Source organism: Geoglobus ahangari (assembly GCF_001006045.1).
Taxonomy (GTDB): Archaea; Halobacteriota; Archaeoglobi; order Archaeoglobales; family Archaeoglobaceae; genus Geoglobus; species Geoglobus ahangari.
Genome location: NZ_CP011267.1, coordinates 1131365 through 1149493 on the forward strand (window position 1 = coordinate 1131365; position 18129 = coordinate 1149493).

Below are 18129 nucleotides of genomic sequence, written 5' to 3' on the forward strand. Positions count from 1 at the left end.
TTTTTTGTTATTTTATTAAAAGAATTTCTTAATAAGTGTTAAAATTCGAAAGATTTTTAATACCAAATGATGAGGGGTGGCAGGATGGAGGTCAAGGACAGGATCAGGAGGTACTGGGACGATAGGAGCGCGACCTATGACAGCTCTCCGGGACACAGTGGCTTGGAGAATGCCTGGAAGGAGGTTCTGTCTGCTGTCTTCCACGGAAAAATGAGGATACTTGACATTGGAACCGGTACAGGATTCCTCGCGATACTGCTCGCCGAGCTCGGGCACGAGGTTGTCGGGATCGACCTGTCGGAGGGTATGTTAAGCGTTGCGAGGGAGAAAGCTAGGAGAGCTGGGGTCAGCGTTGACTTCAGGATTGCTGATGCTGAGAACCTGCCATTCGACGATGAGAGCTTTGACGCCACCATATGCAGGCACGTCCTCTGGACTCTCCCCAATCCGGAGAAGGCTGTGGGGGAGTGGAGCAGGGTCGTTCGGAGCGGCGGCAAGGTTGTTGTGATTGACGGATCGTGGTATGGCAGCGGGCTGAAGAGGGCTTTTGGCCGGTTCCTCGTCTCAATCTACGAGAGAAGGAACCCGTTTAGGCCTGTGGGTTATGATGGAGATCTCAGCAGACACCTGCCTCTCCACAAGCGGGTCACTCCAGAGAAAGTTGCCGGGCTGATGGAGAGCGCAGGTCTCGGGAAGGTCTCCGTAACGGATCTCGGCTGGATCAGGGAGAGGCTGATGGCCGACAGGCCGTTCTTCTATAGGCTCGCGTGGAGTGGAAGGTCCTACTTCCTTGTTGAAGGAGTCAAGGGGGTGTGATGGTGAGGCAGAGGTATTTTGCCCTGATTGTTCTCGTTTTGGCGATTGCTCTGGCTGGCTGCGCTCAGAAGGAGGCTTCGAGTGCTGAGAATGCCGGGATGGCGACGATCACCGACCTCATGGGCAGGGAGGTGCACGTGAAGGTTCCGGTGGAGAGGGTGGTCATAACGTTCAACGTGGAGGAGTACGTTGCTGTTGGTGGGGAAGATGCGTTGAAGAAGGTCGTTGGATGGAGCAAGTACTACTGGGAGGGCAGAAGGCCGACCGTGTGGAACGCGTACCTCCAGAAGTACCCGTGGATAGACGAGATTCCGGACGTTGGCTATCCGTGGAAGGGCACGTTCAGCGCTGAGAAGGTAATCGAGCTGAAGCCGGACGTTGTGATAATGTCGAAGGATCAGTACAAGTACGTGAAGGAGGATTTGGAAAAGCTCGAGAAGGCCGGGATTCCGGTTGTTTTCATAGACTACTACGAGCCGTTTAACGTTACGACTCACTCCAAGAGCACGATGCTTCTCGGCATCCTTCTGGGCAAGGAGAAGAGGGCGAAGGAACTTGTCGAGTACTACAAGTCTCAGGTGGACGAGGTGCTGAAAAGGCTCAAGAAGGTTGAGGACAGGCCCAAGGTTCTCCTCCTCGGGAAGGGGTGGACGACCTACGGTAGGGATCACTACAGGGGTAAGATGATCGAGTTTGCCGGAGGAGAGAACATAGCGGCGAAGGTCGTGGAGAAGTCTGGGGAGATCAGCCCCGAGTACGTGCTCGAGGAGAACCCCGACGTGGTGATATTCATAGGGAAGAAGGGGTGGAACGTCGATCTCGGGTACGGGATCGAGAGAGAAAAGGCGGAGGAGATGCTCAGGGAGCTGATAAACAGACCGGGCTGGGAGAACCTGAACGCGGTGAAGAACGGCAGGGTTTATGCGATACACATCTACTTTGTCCACGGCCACATCTACGACTTCGTGGCGCTGCAGTACTTCGCAAAGTGGCTCCACCCTGAGCTATTCAGCGATCTCGACCCCGAAAAGTCGTGGGAGGAGTTCCACGAGAAGTTCCTGCCGGTGAAGTACAGCGGAACTTGGGCTGTGAGCCTCGAGAGCCCGAAAGCCGAGAGGGTGATAAAGGTCACGGATCTCGCTGGGAGGACGGTTGAGGTGAAGGTTCCGGTGAGCAGGGTCGTCCTTCTATACGGCCTTGAGGACTACGCTGCAGTTGGGGGCGAAGAGGCTCTCAACAAGCTCGTAGGGCTGAATTCATGGAGGTACAAGAAGTACAGGCCGGACTGGTGGCAGGGATGGATCGAGAACTACCCGTGGCTTGCCGAGTTACCCGATGTAGGGCAGCCGGGCAAGACGTTCGAGGTTGAGCAGGTTCTGAAGCTCAATCCCGATGTGGTCATAGCCGACAGGTCCATGCTCAAGTACATGGACGAGGATCTTAAGAGGCTCGAGAAGGCGGGAATCCCCGTGGTATTCACGGACTACTTCCCGCACAGCAGCAACGTCACCGAGCTCTTTGATGAGGTCAACAGGAGCACGATGCTTCTCGGCACATTGCTCGGAAAGGAGGAGAGGGCGAGGGAGCTCGTTCAGTTCTTCAGAGAGCAGGTGAGCTCCGTCGTTGAAAAAGCTCAGGATGCCGAGAACAGGCCCAAGGCGATCGTGTTTGCCACGTGGTCGGAGTGGAGAGCCTACGGTAAGGAGGGGATGTACAACCACTGGATAGACATGGCGGGTGGAAGGAACATAGCCGCCGAGGTTGTGAGCGGGGCGAGCGGAGACGTGAACCCCGAGTTCGTCCTCGAGCAGAATCCGGACGTGATAGTGTTCACGTGCAACAACAACTTCCCAAGCGGGCAGAGGGTGGCGATAGGATACACGGTTGACAGCGATGCGGAGGCAAAGGCGGCTCTCAGGGAGCTGATAAACAGACCGGGCTGGGAGAACCTGAACGCGGTGAAGAACGGCAGGGTGTACATAGTTCACCACGGACTCTCTCACGGGCACATATTCGAGTTCGCATGCCTGCAGTACATTGCCAAGTGGCTGCATCCCGAGCTGTTCGGCAATCTGAACCCGGAGGGAAGTCTGAAGGAGTTTTACGAGAGGTTCATGCCCTTGCCGTACAGGGGAGTTTGGGCCACGAGCATCGGAGGATGAGCATGGAGGGAATGTACAGGTCTCTGATCTACAGGAGGGTTCAGTTCCTCCTCACATTTTTTGTTCTGAGCGTGATCCTTGCGGTTCTCAACCTCACAACCGGCCCAATGAACCTCGGTGTTGGGGATGTTTTGAGCAGCCTGCTGAACCCGGGAACTGCGCCAAAAGACGTGGTCGTCTGGGAGTACAGGCTGCCGTGGACGCTGACAGCACTGCTCGTCGGTGGGGCTCTTGGACTTGCCGGCCTGCAGATGCAGACGATACTGAACAACCCGCTCGCCAGCCCGTACACCCTCGGCGTCTCCGCAGGAGCTGGATTTGGCGCAGCCCTCGCCTACGTTCTCGGGGTGAAGGTAATCCCCGCAGTCCCGCCCGAGTTTGTGGTGCCGGTGAATGCCTTCTTCTTCTCCTTCCTGACCTGCATGCTGATCATGTTCATCGGGAAGCTCAGGGGCTTTACGAGCGAGACTCTCGTCCTCGGGGGGATTGCGATATCCTTCATGTTCCAGTCCCTGCTCGCCCTGCTGCAGTACTACGCGAGCGAGGAGACGCTGCAGGCGATAGTCTTCTGGCTCTTTGGAAGTCTAACCAAGGCGAGCCTGCTGAAGGCTCAGGTGATCCTCGCAGTCCTCGTCCCCGTCACCCTGGCCCTCATGCTCAGGTCTTGGAAGATCACGGCCCTCAGGCTGGGTGAGGAGAAGGCGAGGGCTCTCGGGGTGAACACAGAGGCGATCAGGGTGGAGGTTCTTGTTTATGTTTCCCTCCTGACATCCATAGCGATCTGCTTCGTGGGGATAATTGGGTTTGTCGGCCTTGTCGCTCCCCACATCGCGAGAATGCTTATCGGGGAGGATCAGAGGTTCCTGATAATTGGCTCGATACTGTGTGGTGGAGTTGTACTTCTTGGGGGAGCGCTTGTGAGTAAAACAGTTGTTCCGGGGGCGATATTCCCCATAGGGATAATCACGTCCCTGCTCGGGGTGCCGTTTTTCATGTTCCTCGTCATGAGGGGGAGGAGGCAGATATGGTAGCTGTAGAGGTGAGGGACGTCTCCTTCAGGTATGGCTCAAGGAGCGTCCTCGAGGGCGTAAGCTTTTCGGCAGAGGAGGGAGAGGTCACGGCAGTCATAGGCCCGAACGGTGCCGGAAAGACGACTCTGCTCAAGATGGTGGCCGGACTTGAAAGGCCAACGTCCGGTAGTGTTCTTCTGGACGGCACTGATGTTAGGGAGATGGGCAGGGAGGAGGTGACGAGGATCGTCAGCTACCTGCCTCAGGAGAACGTGATACCGGGGATAATGACTGTTTACGAGGTCGTGCTGCTCGGGAGAATTCCGTACCTCACGTGGAGGGTGAAGAATCGCGACCTACAGGTGGTGGACAGGGTTCTTGCTGAGCTGGGAATGGAGAGCTACGCGGAGAGGCTCGCGAACCAGCTCAGCGGTGGGGAGAGGCAGATGGTTCTGATCGCCCAGGCCCTCGTGAGGGAGCCGAGGGTTTTGCTGCTGGATGAGCCGGTATCGAACCTCGACATAAGGAACCAGCTCGAGATACTGGAGCTCGTCAGAAGGGTGACGGAAGAGCGCGGAGTTACGACGATCGTGATACTCCACGACCTGAATCTGGCCGCAAGATACGCGGACAGGCTCGTGGTCCTCAACCGCGGCAAAGTGTATGCGAGCGGAGCTCCGAGGGAGGTGCTCACGACAGACCTGCTGCCAGAGGTTTACGGTGTGGAGGGCAGGGTTGAGGTTGGAGAGCACATACACGTCCTCCCCGTGAAGCCCATTAAGAACGGGGCGAGGTAGTCAGTCCTCAAACCCCTCCTCACCTATAAGCGGAACGAACCTGACAGCCCCCCAGCTCCTCTTTTTCACCCTCCCGTACTCGTCCTTGTCCACCACGTACAGGTGCTGGACGAAGTCCCCCACGGGGATAACCATCCTCCCTCCGTTTTTGAGCTGGGCGAGCAGCTTGACCGGAATTTTCGGAGCGCTTGCGGTGACGTAGATCTTGTCGTATGGAGCGAGCTCCTCGTAGCCAACACTACCATCTCCCACAACAACCTTTATGTTGTCGTAGCAGAGGGACTCGTAGATCTTCTTGGCCGTCTCAGCAAGCTCCGGAATCCTCTCCACCGTCACGACCAGCCCCTCTTCGCCTACAATCCTCGACACAACCGCGGCGTGATAGCCACTCCCGGTTCCGACCTCAAGAACCCTCTCCCCCTCCTTCAGGTCGAGCAGATCGCACATGATCGCGACCATGTGGGGGGCGCTTATCGTTTGCCCGTAGCCTATCGGCAGAGGGTAGTCGTTGTATGCCTCCCTTCTCATGTGAGGTGGGACGAACAGGTGCCTCGGAACCTCGAGCATGGCCTTCGCTACCTTCTCCGAGATTTTCAGCTCGTCCTTGAGCCTCTCCACCATCCTCTTTCTTCTCTCAAAGTACTCGTCCATCTCTCAGCCTCTCCAGATCGCCGGGCGTGTCTATGTTGATAACTCTGCTCTCCTCAATAATGAACTTTTCCTCCCTCTGCTCCCCCAGCGCGGGGTCGAAGGCGTTTATGCCCACCCTCCTGCCGCTCGGAAACACGGCAGACATTGCCGGGGAGGATGAGGTGAGGTAAGCTCTCAGAAACCTGAGGATGATCCCTCTTTCCCGGAAGTACAGGTCGGAGTTCACGTTCAGGACCGGCTCGAGAATGCGGTACTCGAAAACAGCCTGACGGAGGTCGTGCATGTACCCTCCTCCATCGGCCCTGAACACCTCCAGCCCCATCTCCCTGAGAAACCTCTCTGTCTCTGGTGTGAATGGGGAGGTGACGAACACAGTCTCGAGCCCGGCCAGCTCGAGCTCCTCCATTACGCCCTCAACAAGCCTTTTCCCGCCCACGGAAATCATGGGCTTCTCCACGAATCCCAGCCTGCTGCCCCTTCCGCCGCACATCACTATGGCGAGCATGCCCACACACCGATTACAGCCAGAAATATCAGGCAGTTCGTCGCACCAACCACGTCTCCGTTTATCCCCCCAAACCTCCTGTCCGCATAGACCTTCATCGCCAGAAGGGTCAGCAGGTACGCTGCGAGCGAGAGTGCGGTTTGCTGGAGAAACTCCATGCCTATGAGCAGGGCGATGCTTAGAGTTACTGCATAAGACGCGTAATCCCGCCTTCTCGCATGCCTCACGAACTCCGAGACCATCCCCTCCCAGAGCGGCCTTGAGGAGAGCATCAGGTGGAGCATGCCCTGCTTGGCAAGGCTCTGGGAGAGGACAAGCGCGGGAACGACTCTGGCTGGGTCAATTCGGGTGAAAAACAGTGTGAGCAGGATTATGTAGAGCGCCACAGCCACAGTCCCCCCGGTTCCTGTGTTCAGGTCTTTCAAGGCTTTGAGCTTCCTGCTCTCTGGGGCGAAGTATGCGTCGAAGAAGTCCGAAAGCCCGTCAACGTGGTTGATCCCCTCAACGCCCAGATAGACAACCACGATGAGGAACCCGAGTCCGTAAAGGGAGAGAGGGTAGCCAGCCATCCCGACAATCGCACCCAGAATCGCGCCAATTGCGGGCATGATGTAGAGGTTCCTTGTCAGGTCCTCAAACTCCCCTCCTGCCCGTATCGTTGAGAAGAAGCTGATGCCCGCTCTTAGCGATTTCACAGTGAGGGGTGAGCGGGAAATATTAAACCCTTACGCAACGGTTTAATAAGCCCGGAGAAGAATTATTGTCATGCTCTCAGGCAACATGCTCAAGGTGCTCCAGCTCGTCTCGGAAAAGACCATGAACCTGAACGACCTCAGGAAGGCGACGAGGCTGCCGGAGAGAATGCTGAAGGGAATCGTCGACGCTCTCTCCGAAAAGGGGTACGTTGAGAGCGGTGAGGGTGGAGTTTCCATAACCGATAAGGGCAAGGAGGCGCTGAAGAAGACCCAGCTATGATAACCGAGTACGAGGTTGGAGATGAGAAGGTCTTCCTCCTCAGGAGGATAATCGAGGTAAGGATAAAGAAGAACGTTTACGAGAGGCTCAGGAGGAGGCTCAGCAAGGAGGAGATTATCCAGTTCTCCGAGGAAAAGAGGGTTCTGCACCACACGACGAAGAGGGATCTTTACTACATAACGAGGGAGTCGGGCATCCCGCTTCTGGGGCATGCGGCCTTCGGCCTCATTGACAGGGGCACAAACCTCATTCAGGTCAGGCCGATTACCGGCTGCAACCTGAACTGCATATTCTGCAGCGTTGATGAAGGCAGAAAGAGCAGGACGAAGGCCAACGACTTCATAGTCGATCCGGACTACTTGGTTGAGCAGTTCCGTAAGGTCGCGGAGTTTAAGGGCAAGGGCGTGGAGGCTCACATAGACGGGCAGGCCGAGCCGTTCCTCTACCCCTACCTCCCCGAGCTTGTGAGGGGGCTCAAGGAGGTCAGGGAGACGGAGGTCGTCTCCATACAGACCAACGGAACACTGCTGAGCGAAAGTCTGATCGATCAGCTTGAGGGAAGTCTCGACAGAATCAACCTGAGCGTCAGCAGCCTCAACCCGGAGAGGGCTGAGAAGATCTACGGTGTGAGGTACCCCGTGGAGAAGGTCAGGAGGATCGCAGAATACATAGCTGACAGCAGGATAGACCTGCTGATCGCTCCTGTGTGGCTTCCGGGGATAAACGACGAGGACATCCGGGAGATAATCGAGTTCGCCCTCGACATCGGAGCTGGCAAGAGGTGGCCACCCCTTGGAATCCAGAAGTACATACCCTACAAGGGCGGCAGGAAGGTGAAGAGGGTTATCAGCTTCAAATTCTTCTACGAGAAGCTCAGGGAGCTTGAGAGAGAGTATGGGGTAAAGCTTGTCCTGAGCCCGAAGGACTTTGGAATTGAGAAGAGGAGAAGGTATCCATCAAAAATCAGAAAGGGAGAGGTTTACTCGGCGAAAATAGTGGTGGATGGAAGGGGATTTGGCGAGAAGATCGCTGTTGTCGGAGACAGGGTTGTAACGGTTCTGACTGACAGGGATGTTGGAGAGCACGTGAGGTTCAGGATAGTCAGGGCGAAGGACGGGATATATCTGGGGGAGGAGGTATGAAGCACCTCGAGTTCAAGGGCAAGTACCTTCAGAAGCTCCTGAGCGGTGAGAAGAGGGCGACGATAAGAAAGAGAGTCTATGTCAAACCCGGAGAGCTCGTTTACGTTCACTGCGGTGGGAATATAGTGGGCAGGGCGAGGATAAAGGACGTGAGGGAGATCGGGCTGGACGAGATTGATGAAGAGGTTGCGAGGAAGGAGGGATTTGAGTCCGTCGAGGAGCTCGTGGCGGAGCTGAGGGGGTACTACTCGGACAGGGACAGGCTGTACCTTATCGAGTTCGACTTTGAGCCGTTCGAGAAGCCGCTTGACCCGGCGGAGATGTACTACGAGAACGACGACCTTATCGAGATTGCGAGGAAGGCTGTGGATAGCGATGTTCTGAGCGAGGAGGAGAAGGAGGTGCTCAGGCTGTTCCTGAAGACGGGAAGCATAAGGAAAACGGCTTTCAGGCTCGGCGGGCTCAGCAGGAGGGGTGTAGTTAGAGAAGCGCTGAGGAAGGCCAGAAAGATAGTTAACGAACAAAAATGAAAAAACTTTAATAATTTCTCCCGGAACTCAGGCCATGAACCTGATTCTTCTCGGTCCTCCGGGTGCTGGAAAGGGCACGCAGGCAAAGAGAATTGTGGAGAAGTACGGCATTCCCCAGATCTCCACCGGGGACATGTTCAGAGAGGCGGTTGCTAAGGGGACAGAGCTCGGAAAGAAGGCAAAGGAGTACATGGACAGGGGAGAGCTCGTTCCCGACGAGATTGTTATCGGAATCGTCAGGGAAAGGCTCTCACAGCCAGACTGCGAGAAGGGGTTCATACTGGACGGATTCCCGAGGACGATAAAGCAGGCTGAGGCCCTCGACGAGATGCTCGACGACATGGGCAAGAAAATCGATGCTGTCATTAACATAGTCGTCCCTGACGAGGAGATACTGAAGAGGATCGTCTACAGGAGGGTCTGCAAGGAGTGCGGGGCTGTGTACAACCTGATCTACAGCCCGCCAAAGCAGGACGGCATCTGCGACAAGTGCGGTGGCGAGCTGTACCAGAGGGACGACGATAAGGAGGAAACTGTTAAGGAGAGGCTGAGGGTCTACAAGGAGCAGACCGAGCCGCTGATAAACTACTACAGCCAGAAGGAGGTAATCTACAACATAGACGGCACAAAGGACATCGAGGAGGTCTGGAAGCAGATAGAGAGCGTGCTCGAGAAGATCAGATCCTGATCGTCTCCACCTCTTCGCCCTCCCTTTTTTCCGAGACCCACCTGTAAGCGAGCTCTATCACCTTCTCCGACCTTCTCAGGAAGTGACCTCCGTTCTCAACTCTCACGAACTTCTTCGGTCTCTTTGAGTACCTGAATATTCTCTCTCCCTGATCGAACGGCACCACCTCGTCGTCAATTGCGTGGACGACAAGCACATCCTTCTTCGGCCTGACGCTCGATGGTGCTATGCTCTGGAACTCCTCCACGAACCTCCTGCGAAACGTCTCGTAGTCCCTTATGCCCCTCAGCGTCCCCTTGAGCAGGGCGTTCGAGTATATCTCCCTGAGCATCCCCTCGCTGAACATGTCAGGGCTGAAGGGGGAGGAGATTATGCTGTAGCTCTCAGCATTTTCAAAAGCGTACGCTACAGCGCCCCCCATGCTGAAGCCAACCACGTGCACCTCATCGAAGTTCTCCGCGATGCTCTCAAGATCCTCAAGCCAGGAGATGAGGCTGAAGCTTCCCTGACTCTTCCCCGTACCGGAAAAATCGAACACGACTGCCGGAATACCTCTCTTGGAAAAAAACTCTGCCAGACTGTCGTAGCTCTTGTCTATTGCAGATCCCGGCTCGTATGGCAGTCCGTGGCAGATTATGACAGCCCTGTCGACGTTAATTCTTACGTAGTTCCTTCCCAAGTTTATGTCGAGCTTCATTTCAGACCAACGAGCTCCTCAAGCTCTTCAAGGTCCTTCTCGAGCCTCTTCAGCTCCTCCCTCTTCTTCTCGACCAGCTCTCTGACGATGTCCTTGATGTCGAGGCTGAGCTTGTAGCTCTTCAGCGGCCTCCCTTTGCCCTTCTTCTTGATCTCCTTCTCCTTTATCCACCCCAGACTCTTCAGGTCCTTCATCGCGAGGCTAACTTCAGGCTGCCTGAGGTTCGCTTCCCGTTCTATGTCCCTTGATATGGCCTCTCCGGCCTTTGAGAGGTAAACGATGACCCTTGCTATGTTCCTGTTGAGTCCCGCCTCTGCAAGCAGGTCCACGAGCCTTTCATCCTTAGAGTCAAGTTCCATAATATCACCACATTATTATTTAGCTCGATGATATAAATATTTTACTATTTATTGATTTATTCAAAAACACTGAAGTATATACGGCCGAAACCCTTTTTATGCCCTCTGCATAGCGATAAGGGATGAAAGTTCTCGCGCTTGGTGGCTCGATGGTTTTCGGGGACTTTGACGGCGACAGGGTTCGCAGGTATGCTGAGGCGATTAACAGGTTCTCTGGAAAGCTTGCAGTGGTGATTGGTGGGGGGAGGATAGCCAGGAACTTCATAGGGATCGCGAGAGGTCTCGGGGCGGATGAGGTTTGGTGCGACGAGATAGGGATCGTGGTTACGAGAATAAACGCCATGGTTCTATTGTCAGGGCTGAAGGGCTGCGCACCGGTGGTGCCTGAGGACTTCAGCTCGGCGAAGCTCCTCCTCACGGACTACGACAAAGTGGTTATGGGCGGAACGTTCCCGGGGCACACCACTGACGCGACTGCAGCCTTGCTCGCTGAGGCCCTGAAAGCGGAGCAGCTGCTCATCGCAACGTCCGTTGATGGCGTCTACTCCTCAGACCCGAGAAGAGACAGCGAGGCCACGAGGTTCGAGGAGCTCACACCTGAGGAGCTTGTGGAAATAGTCGCGAGAAACGATGTAAGGGCAGGGAGCAGCAGCGTTGTGGACCTGCTTGCAAGCAAGATCATTCAGAGGAGCAGAATTCCTACGGTGATTTTCGAAGGAACACCCGAAAACGTGGAGAGGGCTTTGAAAGGGGAAAAAATAGGGACGATCATTCGTCCATGAGCTCCCACCCGCTGTCTTCTTCGCCCTCCTTTCCCCCACCCTTTCTGTTGGAGTAGAGGAACAGCGCGACCCCTGCGACGACGAGCAGCACACCTACGATGACTGCCGGGTTGTTGAGGGGACTTTTGCCCCTGTCCGCTCCAGCATGCACGTCTGCTCCCTGTGGACTCATCTCGGCGGTTATAGTGAACACCTGTCCCTTGGTCACGTTCGTTGCCGTCAGAACAACAAAGACCTGCCCGTTGGCGTCTGCGAACTGGGTCTCGAGCTTGAAAACGTCTGGAGCGCTTACTGTGATCGCCGTCGGGTGGATTATCCTGATGATGTCCGTCGGGTAGTCCGCGATTATCTCAAGGTCTCCCTGCGGGAAGTAGAGGTAGGCGAGTGAGAAAATGCCGCGGGGTGGCACGGTCGCGTTCTTGATCACTATGCTGTTTCCGTCCTGAGACACGTTCTCGAAGCTCACCCCCGCCTGAACGAGTCCCGTGTCGTCGATCATGAGGTGGGAGGCGTTCGGGATTTCCTTCACTATGTCTCCTGCGTAGTACATGTCAGCCGTGTTCTCGAAGTTCACGACCTCAAGCACCACCAGATCACCGTTCTGGTAGTTCAGTATGTAGTGCATGTTGTCTATCTTGAGGACAGATGTGTCCGAGGTCTTGGTGAAGTTCACGACGAGGGTGTCGTTTCCGGGGATCGTCACGCTTCCGAGGTACTGCATGTCCCTGTACGTGATGATCACGTGGTAGCTCCCGTTCGTGATGTTCTGGAAGGTGATGACGTTCTCCTGAACCGTCACGTTCTCTGCAGTTCCGTTTCCGATCGGTATGAGCCTGACGGTTACGTTTCCACCTTCGTAACCCTCTATTCTAATCTCAAAAGCGTTTGCTGCTGATATTATGAGCATTAAACCAAGTATCAGCGCAAATTTCCTCATAAATCAGAATTTTACGAAAGATATTTAACATTTGCTGGCAAGGGAGAGTTATGGCCAAGGTGTTTTTCACCCCCGCTGATGTTGATGTTGCTGAGCCCTCAAGGTGGTACCAGCCCGACAAGAGCCTGGTTTTCAGGCTTGAGAGGCTGATCGAGGAGAGCGGAATAATAGAGGATGTGTCTGCAGGCGATGTTGTTGCGGTGAAGACTCACTTCGGTGACAGGGGCACAACAAAGACCATCCGCTCCCTCTTCATAAGAAAGGCCGTCCAGATGCTGAAAGAGAGGGGAGCGAAAGTCTTCGTAACTGAGACAACAGGGCTCGGTATGTTCAGGGAGAGAAACACAGCAATCGGCAGGATTGAGATAGCTGAGGAAAACGGGTACACATCTCAGACGGTCGGAGCACCGATAATAGTTGCAGACGGACTGAGGGGCTTCGATGGAGTCAGGGTAGAGCAGAACGCAAAGCACTTCAGGGAGGTTTACGTCGCCAAGGCGATAGCGGAGTCTGACTTTGTACTCGTCATGACCCACTTCAAGCTCCACATGAGAGGGGGAATCGGAGGGAGCATGAAGAACATCGGGGTCGGCTGCGTTACCAAGACCACAAAGTACGACATCCACCTGCCCTCTCCACCGGAGATTGACCACGAGAAGTGCACGAGGTGCATGAAGTGCGTCGAGGTGTGCCCGTTTGATGCGATAAACGACCTCGTGATCGACACGTCGAGGTGCATGAAGTGTCTCGGGTGCTACGAGGTGTGTGAGGCCGGAGCAGTTGTGATAGGCCCGTGGCTCGATGGTGACGACATAGCCGAGAGGATAGTGGAGGCTGCCAAGGGCGTAATGGATCTGCTCGGAAAGGACAGGTTTGCCTACTTGAACTTCGCCATAGACATCACGCCCCACTGCGACTGCCACCCATACAGCGGGGTGCCTCAGGTTCCCGACATAGGGATCTTCGCGTCGAGAGATATAGTATCAGTGGACTCCGCAAGCCTCGACGCTTACAGAAAAGAGGAGCTGACGTCAAGGGCTCTCCTCAGGTTCTGGGAGTGGACAAGTCCCGAAAGGCAGATAAGCTACGCAGAAGAACTTGGTCTTGGGGAGAGCAGGTATGACATCGAGCAGGTACCATAGGCAGATCATAATTCCCTATTTTGGTGAGGATGGACAGAGGAAGCTTGAGAGGGCGAAGGTTCTGGTTGTGGGAGCCGGAGGGCTCGGAAGCCCCGTGATAAGCTACCTCGCTGCAGCCGGAGTGGGCAGAATCGGGGTTGTTGACCACGATACCGTGGAGATAACCAACCTGAACCGCCAGATAATCCACGCCGGAAACATTGGGGAGAACAAGGCCATCTCGGCGGTGAAGTACATAAACAGGCTCAACCCAGAGGTTGAGGCCGTCGCATACCCATACAAGCTCGATCCCGACAACGTTCTGGAAACCCTCAGGCCCTGGGATGTCGTGGTCTCGTGCGTCGACTCAATGGCTCTGAGGTTTTTAATAAACGACGCATGCTATCTGCTCGGTAAGCCCATGGTTCACGCAGCGGTGTTTGAGACTGAAGGAGAGGCGTCCACGTTCACCTACAAAGACGATTCCCCGTGCTACAGGTGCATATATCCAAAAGAGGTTGAGCAGCCCACCCCGGGAATATTTGGGTTCACCGCAGGTTTTTTCGGAACGATTCAGGCGGCTGAGACTGTTAAGCTTCTGGCCGGCTTTGGCGAGCTGCTCGAGGGAAAGCTCCTGAGGGTAGATCTGCAGACAATGGAGTGGTTCGAGATAGACATCAGCAGGAGAAATGACTGCCCCATCTGCAGTGGGAAGATCAGGGAGATAAGGCCGGAAAACTACAATGTTTGAGGGAGCGGGATGTACTTCGTTATATTCAGGCTCGACAGGGATGAGGAGATCGAGGTCGGGAAGCTCGGGAAAATCCTGTTCAGGAGGGGCTACTACGTTTACTCCGGCTCTGCGAAGAGGGGGTTCTCGAAGCGCATCAGGAGGCACTTCAGCAGGAACAAGAGGCTCCACTGGCATGTGGACTACCTGAGCATGAAGGCCGAGGCGGTGGAGGCGTACAGGTGCAGGGCTGACGAGCACCAGATAGCTGAGCTTGCGAGCAGGTTCATGGAGGGGATAAAGGGCTTTGGCAGCTCGGACTGCAGGTGCTACTCTCACCTCTACTACTCCGAGACTTATCCTTCAGACTTCATAGAGGAGGCGAAAAAGCTTAATTATGTGCTGGCAGAGAGGCTGAACTATGAAGAGTTATGATGAACTCCTTGAAAGGGCTTACAGCATGCTCCCCGAGAAGGTCATCAGCAGGGAGAGGTTCGAAATCCCCAGGGTGAGCGTTCAGAAGGAGGGTAGCAGGACGATAGTGAAGAACTTTGGGGTGATAGCCAAGACGATAAACAGGAGTGAGGAGCACCTCTACAAGTACCTCGTGAGATCTCTGGGCACAGCGGGTGTTGTTGAGTCGGGCAGGCTCATACTTCAGGGCAAGTTCACGGACAAGGAGATTCAGAAGGAGATAGACGACTACGTGAAGACCTACGTGCTCTGCAGGGAGTGTGGGGCTCCAGATACAGAGTTCGTCAGGGAGGAGAGGGTTCTCTTCGTGAAGTGCCTCGCGTGCGGTGCCAAGCACTCCGTAAAGGGTCTATGACCTTCAGGATGAAGGTGTACAGGGTAAAAGGAGAAGTGATGGTTGCCGTCTGCGATGAGGAGCTTATAGGGAGAGATTTCAGGGAAGGGGAGCTTAAGATAGAGATCAGGGAGGAGTTCTACGGAACCGAGAGCGTAGGGGAGGAAGAAGTTAAGAGGGCACTGAGGCAGGCGACGATAGCCAACATCTCCGGCGAGAGGGCGGTGAAGCTCGCAATAAGCATCGGGATTGTGGACGAAAAAAGGGTTCTGAAGATCGGAGAATGCTGGCACGCGCAGATGGTGGTGATGTAGTACCCACCCAGAAGCTGGCCGCCGAGGTTCTTCAGATAGTTGAGGAGAACACGATCTCGGCCAAAGAGGCTTTGAGGAGGTACTTTCTTGGGAAGAATCTTGACTACAAGATAAGGGGAAGCGTCCACGCCTACGTTTTTGAGGTTCTCAAGCGGAGGAACCTGATTGACTTCATACTTCAGAAGGCTCTCGGTTTCAGGAACCTCGGCTCCATAAACCCGTTCATCCGGAACCTGCTGAGGATTGGCGTCTACGAGATGCACTTTAAGGGCGTTCACCCCGCCCTCGCGACTGACAGCGCGGTGAGGATAGCGAGGGAGGTCAGCCCTAAGTCGGCAGGCTTCGTCAACGCGATTCTGAGGAATGCTGAGAACGTGAGCGTTGAGAGGGAGCTTGAGGAGATAAGGAAGGTCAGCAGGAGGAGGTACCTCGCCCTGAAATACTTCCACCCCGAGTGGTACATCAGGATCGCCGAGAAAACGGTGCCGGACTACGAGAAGCTCCTCGAGGCGAACCTAAGGCAGACTATATACGTGAGGGCAAACACGATTCGGAAGTCCCCTGAGAACGTGAGGAGGCTCCTGGAGAGTCAGGGTGTGGTGCTCGAGGAAACGCCTGTTGAGGATGTTTTCAAAGTTGTGAGCTATGAGATGCCACCTGCAATCCTCGAGGGCTACGACAGGGACTTCGTGATACAGGATCTCGCGTCGTGCCTCGTAACCCTTGCCCTCTCCCCAGAGCCGGGGGAAACCGTTGTCGACCTCGCAGCCGCTCCGGGCTCAAAGACAAGCCACATCGCTGCGCTGATGGAGAACAGGGGGAGAATTATCGCGGTGGACAACTCGAGGGAGAGGGTGGAGAGGATGAGGGCGAGGCTGAAGAGGCTCGGGGTGAGGAACGTGGAGATCAGGGTTGCAGACGGCGTGAAGTTCAGGGCGTCAGCGGACAGGGTTCTTATAGACGCACCCTGCTCCTCGACAGGCTCGGTGAGGAACTACCCGTCGGTGAAGTGGAGGTACTCGCCACAGAAGTTTCAGGCCCTGCTAAGGCTTCAGAGGGCGATGCTGCGGAATGCGGCGAGAATGGCTGATAAGATCGTTTACTCCACATGCAGCATAACGTTTGAGGAGAACGAGGGCAACCTGCTCAAGCTGGAGGACACGTTCAGCGTGGATAGACTGAAGCTCGGCATGGGCCTTGGGGGGCTCAGGAGGTACAAGGGGAAGGAGTTCAGACACGCCGACAGGGTCGTGAGACTTTACCCGCACATTCACGACACCGCCGGGTTCTTTATCTCCAGGCTGTCAGTCCTCTGACACCCTGAAGGACTTGAACCTCGTCCCCTTCCAGTAGCTCACCCTCTTTATGCGAATCTCGACAACAACATCCCCCTTCTCCTCAAACTCAACGAACTTGGAGTACTTGGACTTGAAGAGCTCGTATGTTGTGTAGACTATGTCGTAGTCCTCCATAACACTCTCTCCGGGCAGGTATATCTTGGCAAAGCCGCTGATGAGCACACCCTCGTTGTTGAACGGGTCACTCTCGTCTCTGACATCAACGACAAGCGCAACCCTGCTGTCCCTCAGTATGTTTCTCACCTTCTTGGACTTGAACTCTGACATGAAGTGTATCGAGCTCCTCTGGTCGTATGTGAAGAATATGGGCGTTATGTGGGGGTACTCTCCCCTCGTGCAGAGATATCCGAAGTAGTTCGTGTTCAGAAGCTCTCTTACCTCCTGAGGGAGCATGGTATCACAGCCCTATCCTTATTTTTCTCGCGCCTCTCCAGTACACGACTTTCTCAGGCACGATCTCTACCGGAACCCTCTTGATGAGGGGCGTCAATCTCCACGCCTCGGGAAGCTCGTCCCTTCTCTCAGAGTACCTGTCTATATACGCTCTATACTTTCGCCTGAAGAGCCTGAAGACCCTCAGAAGCTTGGGGGCGTTTGGAATCGCATTCCTAAGCGTGTAGTACCTTGCTCTGCCGACCATCATCACAGCCTTGTTTCCGAAGAAGTCCCTCGGATCCCTCTCGTCGACGAGCAGCGCGATCCTGTCGTCCTCCTTTATAAGGGAAAACTTCTTGCTTGCCTTGGACGTCACGAAGAACACGCTGCTGCCGTCAAACACCTGAACAACCGGCGTGAGGTGGGGGAACTCCCTCCCGGCATGGCCTACATAAGCGAACTTGGCCTTTTCAAGCAGCTCCATTATGTCTGGCGGCAGCCATGGAACCCTCCTCACTGTGGTGAGCGAGAGGAACGACATGGCGGCTATGCAGGCAGAATACGCTGCTGCAGCGAGGGTGAGCAGGGGATCCGGGAGCAGAACCGGGATGAGCAGCAGCCCTGCAAGCCCGAAGAACACGCCGTTCCTGTCTATTCTCTCCATCGTCTTCAGGTCGTTAAGCAAGGTGTAGTCGAGGGGTTCCCTCTTCTTCGAGGCCGACAGCAGCTTAACAGACCTCCAGAGGTTCAGCGAGCCAACCCATGCCCCTATCCCTGCCCTGTAGGCAACATCCCACGCGAGCACCATTGCGAAGGCTATGGCATATGGGTTATTGTTCAGGTAGTACTGGAGCAGCGTCCCGTTTCTCATCAGGTGGAGGAGAAGCGGGATGAAGAGCAGCGCTCCGGCAAACAGCTCCGGCCTTCTGCGGTCGAAGAGCAGAGACTTGTACCTCTCGATAATCTCGTTCTCCTCCGGGCTCAGGGATGGGCGGAATGACCTTATCGAGGGAGCGATGATGAGGGTGAGCCTGCTCCACAGCACGACCACGAGTATCGCGAGGCTGCCCATCACAATCGAGCGGAGCGGAAGGCCGAAGGCTATGGACACGAGGACTCCCACGAGGAGCATGATTACAAGCTGAACCATGACTGCCCTCTCGCCTTCAAACATCGAGAACGGAGGTATCTTCTCCACTATCAGCTCGAACACCCACTTCTCCATCAACGCCACCTGTGGTATGATTTCTGCGATTTTTAATTGTGGGGTGGGAGGCTTTTAACTGTTCCTTTTTTGGTGGTGATGAGATGGTGCTGGCTTTCCGGATTTTTAAAAAGAGGTTGCATGGTTTTGTTCAGTGAATTCTCTTTT

The 18129-nt window shown here is 55.1% G+C and carries 23 protein-coding genes; 15 read left to right on the forward strand and 8 right to left on the reverse strand.

The features are described from left to right. Positions 1-66: 66 nt before the first annotated feature. Genes GAH_RS06610 through GAH_RS06625 form a run of 4 tightly spaced genes read left to right on the forward strand, consistent with a single transcriptional unit; the run spans position 67 to position 4785 of the window. On the forward strand, positions 67-816 hold the full coding sequence (locus GAH_RS06610) for a class I SAM-dependent methyltransferase (RefSeq protein ID WP_245603991.1): 750 nt from the start codon (positions 67-69) through the stop codon (positions 814-816). Beyond that, positions 816-2978: an ABC transporter substrate-binding protein gene (locus GAH_RS10390; RefSeq protein ID WP_052747797.1), complete on the forward strand. Its 2163-nt coding sequence runs from the start codon at positions 816-818 to the stop codon at positions 2976-2978. The genes GAH_RS06610 and GAH_RS10390 overlap by 1 nt, the downstream gene beginning before the upstream one ends. After that, the gene (locus tag GAH_RS06620) at positions 2975-4009 is read left to right on the forward strand and encodes a FecCD family ABC transporter permease (RefSeq protein WP_048096811.1); all 1035 of its coding nucleotides are present in this window, start codon (positions 2975-2977) and stop codon (positions 4007-4009) included. Before GAH_RS10390 ends, GAH_RS06620 begins: the two co-directional genes overlap by 4 nt. Further along, a complete protein-coding gene (locus GAH_RS06625; protein WP_048095511.1) occupies positions 4003-4785 on the forward strand; it encodes an ABC transporter ATP-binding protein in 783 nt (260 codons plus the stop codon). Before GAH_RS06620 ends, GAH_RS06625 begins: the two co-directional genes overlap by 7 nt. Here GAH_RS06625 and GAH_RS06630 read toward each other — a convergent pair whose 3' ends face one another. Genes GAH_RS06630 through cobS form a run of 3 tightly spaced genes read right to left on the reverse strand, consistent with a single transcriptional unit; the run spans position 4786 to position 6636 of the window. Further along, positions 4786-5436, reverse strand: a complete 651-nt coding sequence (locus GAH_RS06630; RefSeq protein WP_048095513.1) for a protein-L-isoaspartate O-methyltransferase — start codon at positions 5434-5436, stop codon at positions 4786-4788. Continuing rightward, positions 5420-5941, reverse strand: coding sequence for an NTP transferase domain-containing protein (locus GAH_RS10395; RefSeq protein WP_052747798.1), 522 nt, complete (start codon positions 5939-5941; stop codon positions 5420-5422). The genes GAH_RS06630 and GAH_RS10395 overlap by 17 nt, the downstream gene beginning before the upstream one ends. Then, positions 5929-6636, reverse strand: a complete 708-nt coding sequence (cobS, locus tag GAH_RS06640) for an adenosylcobinamide-GDP ribazoletransferase (RefSeq protein WP_048095516.1) — start codon at positions 6634-6636, stop codon at positions 5929-5931. The genes GAH_RS10395 and cobS overlap by 13 nt, the downstream gene beginning before the upstream one ends. A gap of 70 nt (positions 6637-6706) precedes the next feature. Between cobS and GAH_RS06645 the strand changes: the two genes are divergently transcribed. The 4 genes from GAH_RS06645 to GAH_RS06660 are packed head-to-tail and all read left to right on the forward strand — an operon-like array spanning position 6707 to position 9276. Next, complete coding sequence (locus GAH_RS06645; protein ID WP_048095518.1) at positions 6707-6916, forward strand: hypothetical protein; 210 nt, start codon at positions 6707-6709, stop codon at positions 6914-6916. Further along, positions 6913-8058 carry a radical SAM protein gene (locus GAH_RS06650; RefSeq protein ID WP_048095520.1) on the forward strand — a complete coding sequence of 382 codons (1146 nt, stop codon included), beginning with the start codon at positions 6913-6915 and terminating at the stop codon, positions 8056-8058. Before GAH_RS06645 ends, GAH_RS06650 begins: the two co-directional genes overlap by 4 nt. Next, entirely contained in the window at positions 8055-8588 is a 534-nt protein-coding gene (locus GAH_RS06655; protein WP_048095521.1) for an ASCH domain-containing protein, read from the forward strand. The genes GAH_RS06650 and GAH_RS06655 overlap by 4 nt, the downstream gene beginning before the upstream one ends. Positions 8589-8622: 34 nt before the next feature. Next, a complete protein-coding gene (locus GAH_RS06660; RefSeq protein WP_048095523.1) occupies positions 8623-9276 on the forward strand; it encodes an adenylate kinase in 654 nt (217 codons plus the stop codon). Here GAH_RS06660 and GAH_RS06665 read toward each other — a convergent pair. Then, entirely contained in the window at positions 9266-9973 is a 708-nt protein-coding gene (locus GAH_RS06665) for an alpha/beta hydrolase family protein (protein WP_048095525.1), read from the reverse strand. The genes GAH_RS06660 and GAH_RS06665 overlap by 11 nt on opposite strands. Then, complete coding sequence (locus GAH_RS06670; protein WP_048095527.1) at positions 9970-10332, reverse strand: ArsR family transcriptional regulator; 363 nt, start codon at positions 10330-10332, stop codon at positions 9970-9972. Before GAH_RS06670 ends, GAH_RS06665 begins: the two co-directional genes overlap by 4 nt. Positions 10333-10454: 122 nt before the next feature. On the opposite strand from GAH_RS06670, the gene pyrH reads away from it, so the two are divergent. Then, positions 10455-11114, forward strand: a complete 660-nt coding sequence (gene pyrH / locus GAH_RS06675) for a UMP kinase (protein WP_048095529.1) — start codon at positions 10455-10457, stop codon at positions 11112-11114. Here the strand turns inward: pyrH and GAH_RS06680 are convergent. Continuing rightward, on the reverse strand, positions 11101-12051 hold the full coding sequence (locus GAH_RS06680) for a hypothetical protein (RefSeq protein ID WP_048095531.1): 951 nt from the start codon (positions 12049-12051) through the stop codon (positions 11101-11103). The two genes, pyrH and GAH_RS06680, sit on opposite strands and share 14 nt — an antisense overlap. A 50-nt stretch (positions 12052-12101) precedes the next feature. Here GAH_RS06680 and GAH_RS06685 point away from each other — a divergent pair, with 50 nt between their 5' ends. From GAH_RS06685 to GAH_RS06710, 6 genes are read left to right on the forward strand one after another with little or no spacing between them, the layout of a single operon-like run. Continuing rightward, complete coding sequence (locus tag GAH_RS06685) at positions 12102-13193, forward strand: DUF362 domain-containing protein (RefSeq protein WP_048095533.1); 1092 nt, start codon at positions 12102-12104, stop codon at positions 13191-13193. Continuing rightward, on the forward strand, positions 13171-13923 hold the full coding sequence (locus tag GAH_RS06690; protein WP_048095534.1) for a HesA/MoeB/ThiF family protein: 753 nt from the start codon (positions 13171-13173) through the stop codon (positions 13921-13923). Before GAH_RS06685 ends, GAH_RS06690 begins: the two co-directional genes overlap by 23 nt. Before the next feature lie 9 nt (positions 13924-13932). Beyond that, positions 13933-14337, forward strand: coding sequence for a GIY-YIG nuclease family protein (locus tag GAH_RS06695; protein WP_048095536.1), 405 nt, complete (start codon positions 13933-13935; stop codon positions 14335-14337). Next, positions 14324-14731: a translation initiation factor IF-2 subunit beta gene (locus GAH_RS06700; RefSeq protein ID WP_048095538.1), complete on the forward strand. Its 408-nt coding sequence runs from the start codon at positions 14324-14326 to the stop codon at positions 14729-14731. The genes GAH_RS06695 and GAH_RS06700 overlap by 14 nt, the downstream gene beginning before the upstream one ends. After that, positions 14728-15024 carry a DUF424 domain-containing protein gene (locus GAH_RS06705; RefSeq protein WP_048095539.1) on the forward strand — a complete coding sequence of 99 codons (297 nt, stop codon included), beginning with the start codon at positions 14728-14730 and terminating at the stop codon, positions 15022-15024. Before GAH_RS06700 ends, GAH_RS06705 begins: the two co-directional genes overlap by 4 nt. After that, entirely contained in the window at positions 14994-16340 is a 1347-nt protein-coding gene (locus GAH_RS06710) for an RsmB/NOP family class I SAM-dependent RNA methyltransferase (protein WP_048095540.1), read from the forward strand. The genes GAH_RS06705 and GAH_RS06710 overlap by 31 nt, the downstream gene beginning before the upstream one ends. Here the strand turns inward: GAH_RS06710 and GAH_RS06715 are convergent. Together GAH_RS06715 and GAH_RS06720 are read right to left on the reverse strand one after the other, a co-directional pair. Next, positions 16329-16775, reverse strand: coding sequence for a pyridoxamine 5'-phosphate oxidase family protein (locus tag GAH_RS06715; RefSeq protein WP_048095541.1), 447 nt, complete (start codon positions 16773-16775; stop codon positions 16329-16331). The two genes, GAH_RS06710 and GAH_RS06715, sit on opposite strands and share 12 nt — an antisense overlap. A gap of 4 nt (positions 16776-16779) precedes the next feature. Then, positions 16780-17982 carry a pyridoxamine 5'-phosphate oxidase family protein gene (locus GAH_RS06720; protein ID WP_048095542.1) on the reverse strand — a complete coding sequence of 401 codons (1203 nt, stop codon included), beginning with the start codon at positions 17980-17982 and terminating at the stop codon, positions 16780-16782. Positions 17983-18129: the final 147 nt, after the last annotated feature.

Coding starts and splice junctions, on each gene's coding strand:
- GAH_RS06665 (WP_048095525.1), bottom strand. CDS start 9,973: ATGAAGCTCGACATAAACTTGGGAAGGAACTACGTAAGAATTAACGTC.
- GAH_RS06660 (WP_048095523.1), top strand. CDS start 8,623: ATGAACCTGATTCTTCTCGGTCCTCCGGGTGCTGGAAAGGGCACGCAG.
- GAH_RS10390 (WP_052747797.1), top strand. CDS start 816: ATGGTGAGGCAGAGGTATTTTGCCCTGATTGTTCTCGTTTTGGCGATT.
- GAH_RS06620 (WP_048096811.1), top strand. CDS start 2,975: ATGAGCATGGAGGGAATGTACAGGTCTCTGATCTACAGGAGGGTTCAG.
- GAH_RS10395 (WP_052747798.1), bottom strand. CDS start 5,941: ATGCTCGCCATAGTGATGTGCGGCGGAAGGGGCAGCAGGCTGGGATTC.
- GAH_RS06720 (WP_048095542.1), bottom strand. CDS start 17,982: ATGGAGAAGTGGGTGTTCGAGCTGATAGTGGAGAAGATACCTCCGTTC.
- GAH_RS06655 (WP_048095521.1), top strand. CDS start 8,055: ATGAAGCACCTCGAGTTCAAGGGCAAGTACCTTCAGAAGCTCCTGAGC.
- pyrH (WP_048095529.1), top strand. CDS start 10,455: ATGAAAGTTCTCGCGCTTGGTGGCTCGATGGTTTTCGGGGACTTTGAC.
- GAH_RS06695 (WP_048095536.1), top strand. CDS start 13,933: ATGTACTTCGTTATATTCAGGCTCGACAGGGATGAGGAGATCGAGGTC.
- GAH_RS06680 (WP_048095531.1), bottom strand. CDS start 12,051: ATGAGGAAATTTGCGCTGATACTTGGTTTAATGCTCATAATATCAGCA.
- GAH_RS06710 (WP_048095540.1), top strand. CDS start 14,994: ATGCTGGCACGCGCAGATGGTGGTGATGTAGTACCCACCCAGAAGCTG.
- GAH_RS06645 (WP_048095518.1), top strand. CDS start 6,707: ATGCTCTCAGGCAACATGCTCAAGGTGCTCCAGCTCGTCTCGGAAAAG.
- GAH_RS06715 (WP_048095541.1), bottom strand. CDS start 16,775: ATGCTCCCTCAGGAGGTAAGAGAGCTTCTGAACACGAACTACTTCGGA.
- GAH_RS06705 (WP_048095539.1), top strand. CDS start 14,728: ATGACCTTCAGGATGAAGGTGTACAGGGTAAAAGGAGAAGTGATGGTT.
- GAH_RS06670 (WP_048095527.1), bottom strand. CDS start 10,332: ATGGAACTTGACTCTAAGGATGAAAGGCTCGTGGACCTGCTTGCAGAG.
- GAH_RS06685 (WP_048095533.1), top strand. CDS start 12,102: ATGGCCAAGGTGTTTTTCACCCCCGCTGATGTTGATGTTGCTGAGCCC.
- GAH_RS06630 (WP_048095513.1), bottom strand. CDS start 5,436: ATGGACGAGTACTTTGAGAGAAGAAAGAGGATGGTGGAGAGGCTCAAG.
- GAH_RS06625 (WP_048095511.1), top strand. CDS start 4,003: ATGGTAGCTGTAGAGGTGAGGGACGTCTCCTTCAGGTATGGCTCAAGG.
- GAH_RS06610 (WP_245603991.1), top strand. CDS start 67: ATGATGAGGGGTGGCAGGATGGAGGTCAAGGACAGGATCAGGAGGTAC.
- GAH_RS06690 (WP_048095534.1), top strand. CDS start 13,171: ATGACATCGAGCAGGTACCATAGGCAGATCATAATTCCCTATTTTGGT.
- GAH_RS06700 (WP_048095538.1), top strand. CDS start 14,324: ATGAAGAGTTATGATGAACTCCTTGAAAGGGCTTACAGCATGCTCCCC.
- GAH_RS06650 (WP_048095520.1), top strand. CDS start 6,913: ATGATAACCGAGTACGAGGTTGGAGATGAGAAGGTCTTCCTCCTCAGG.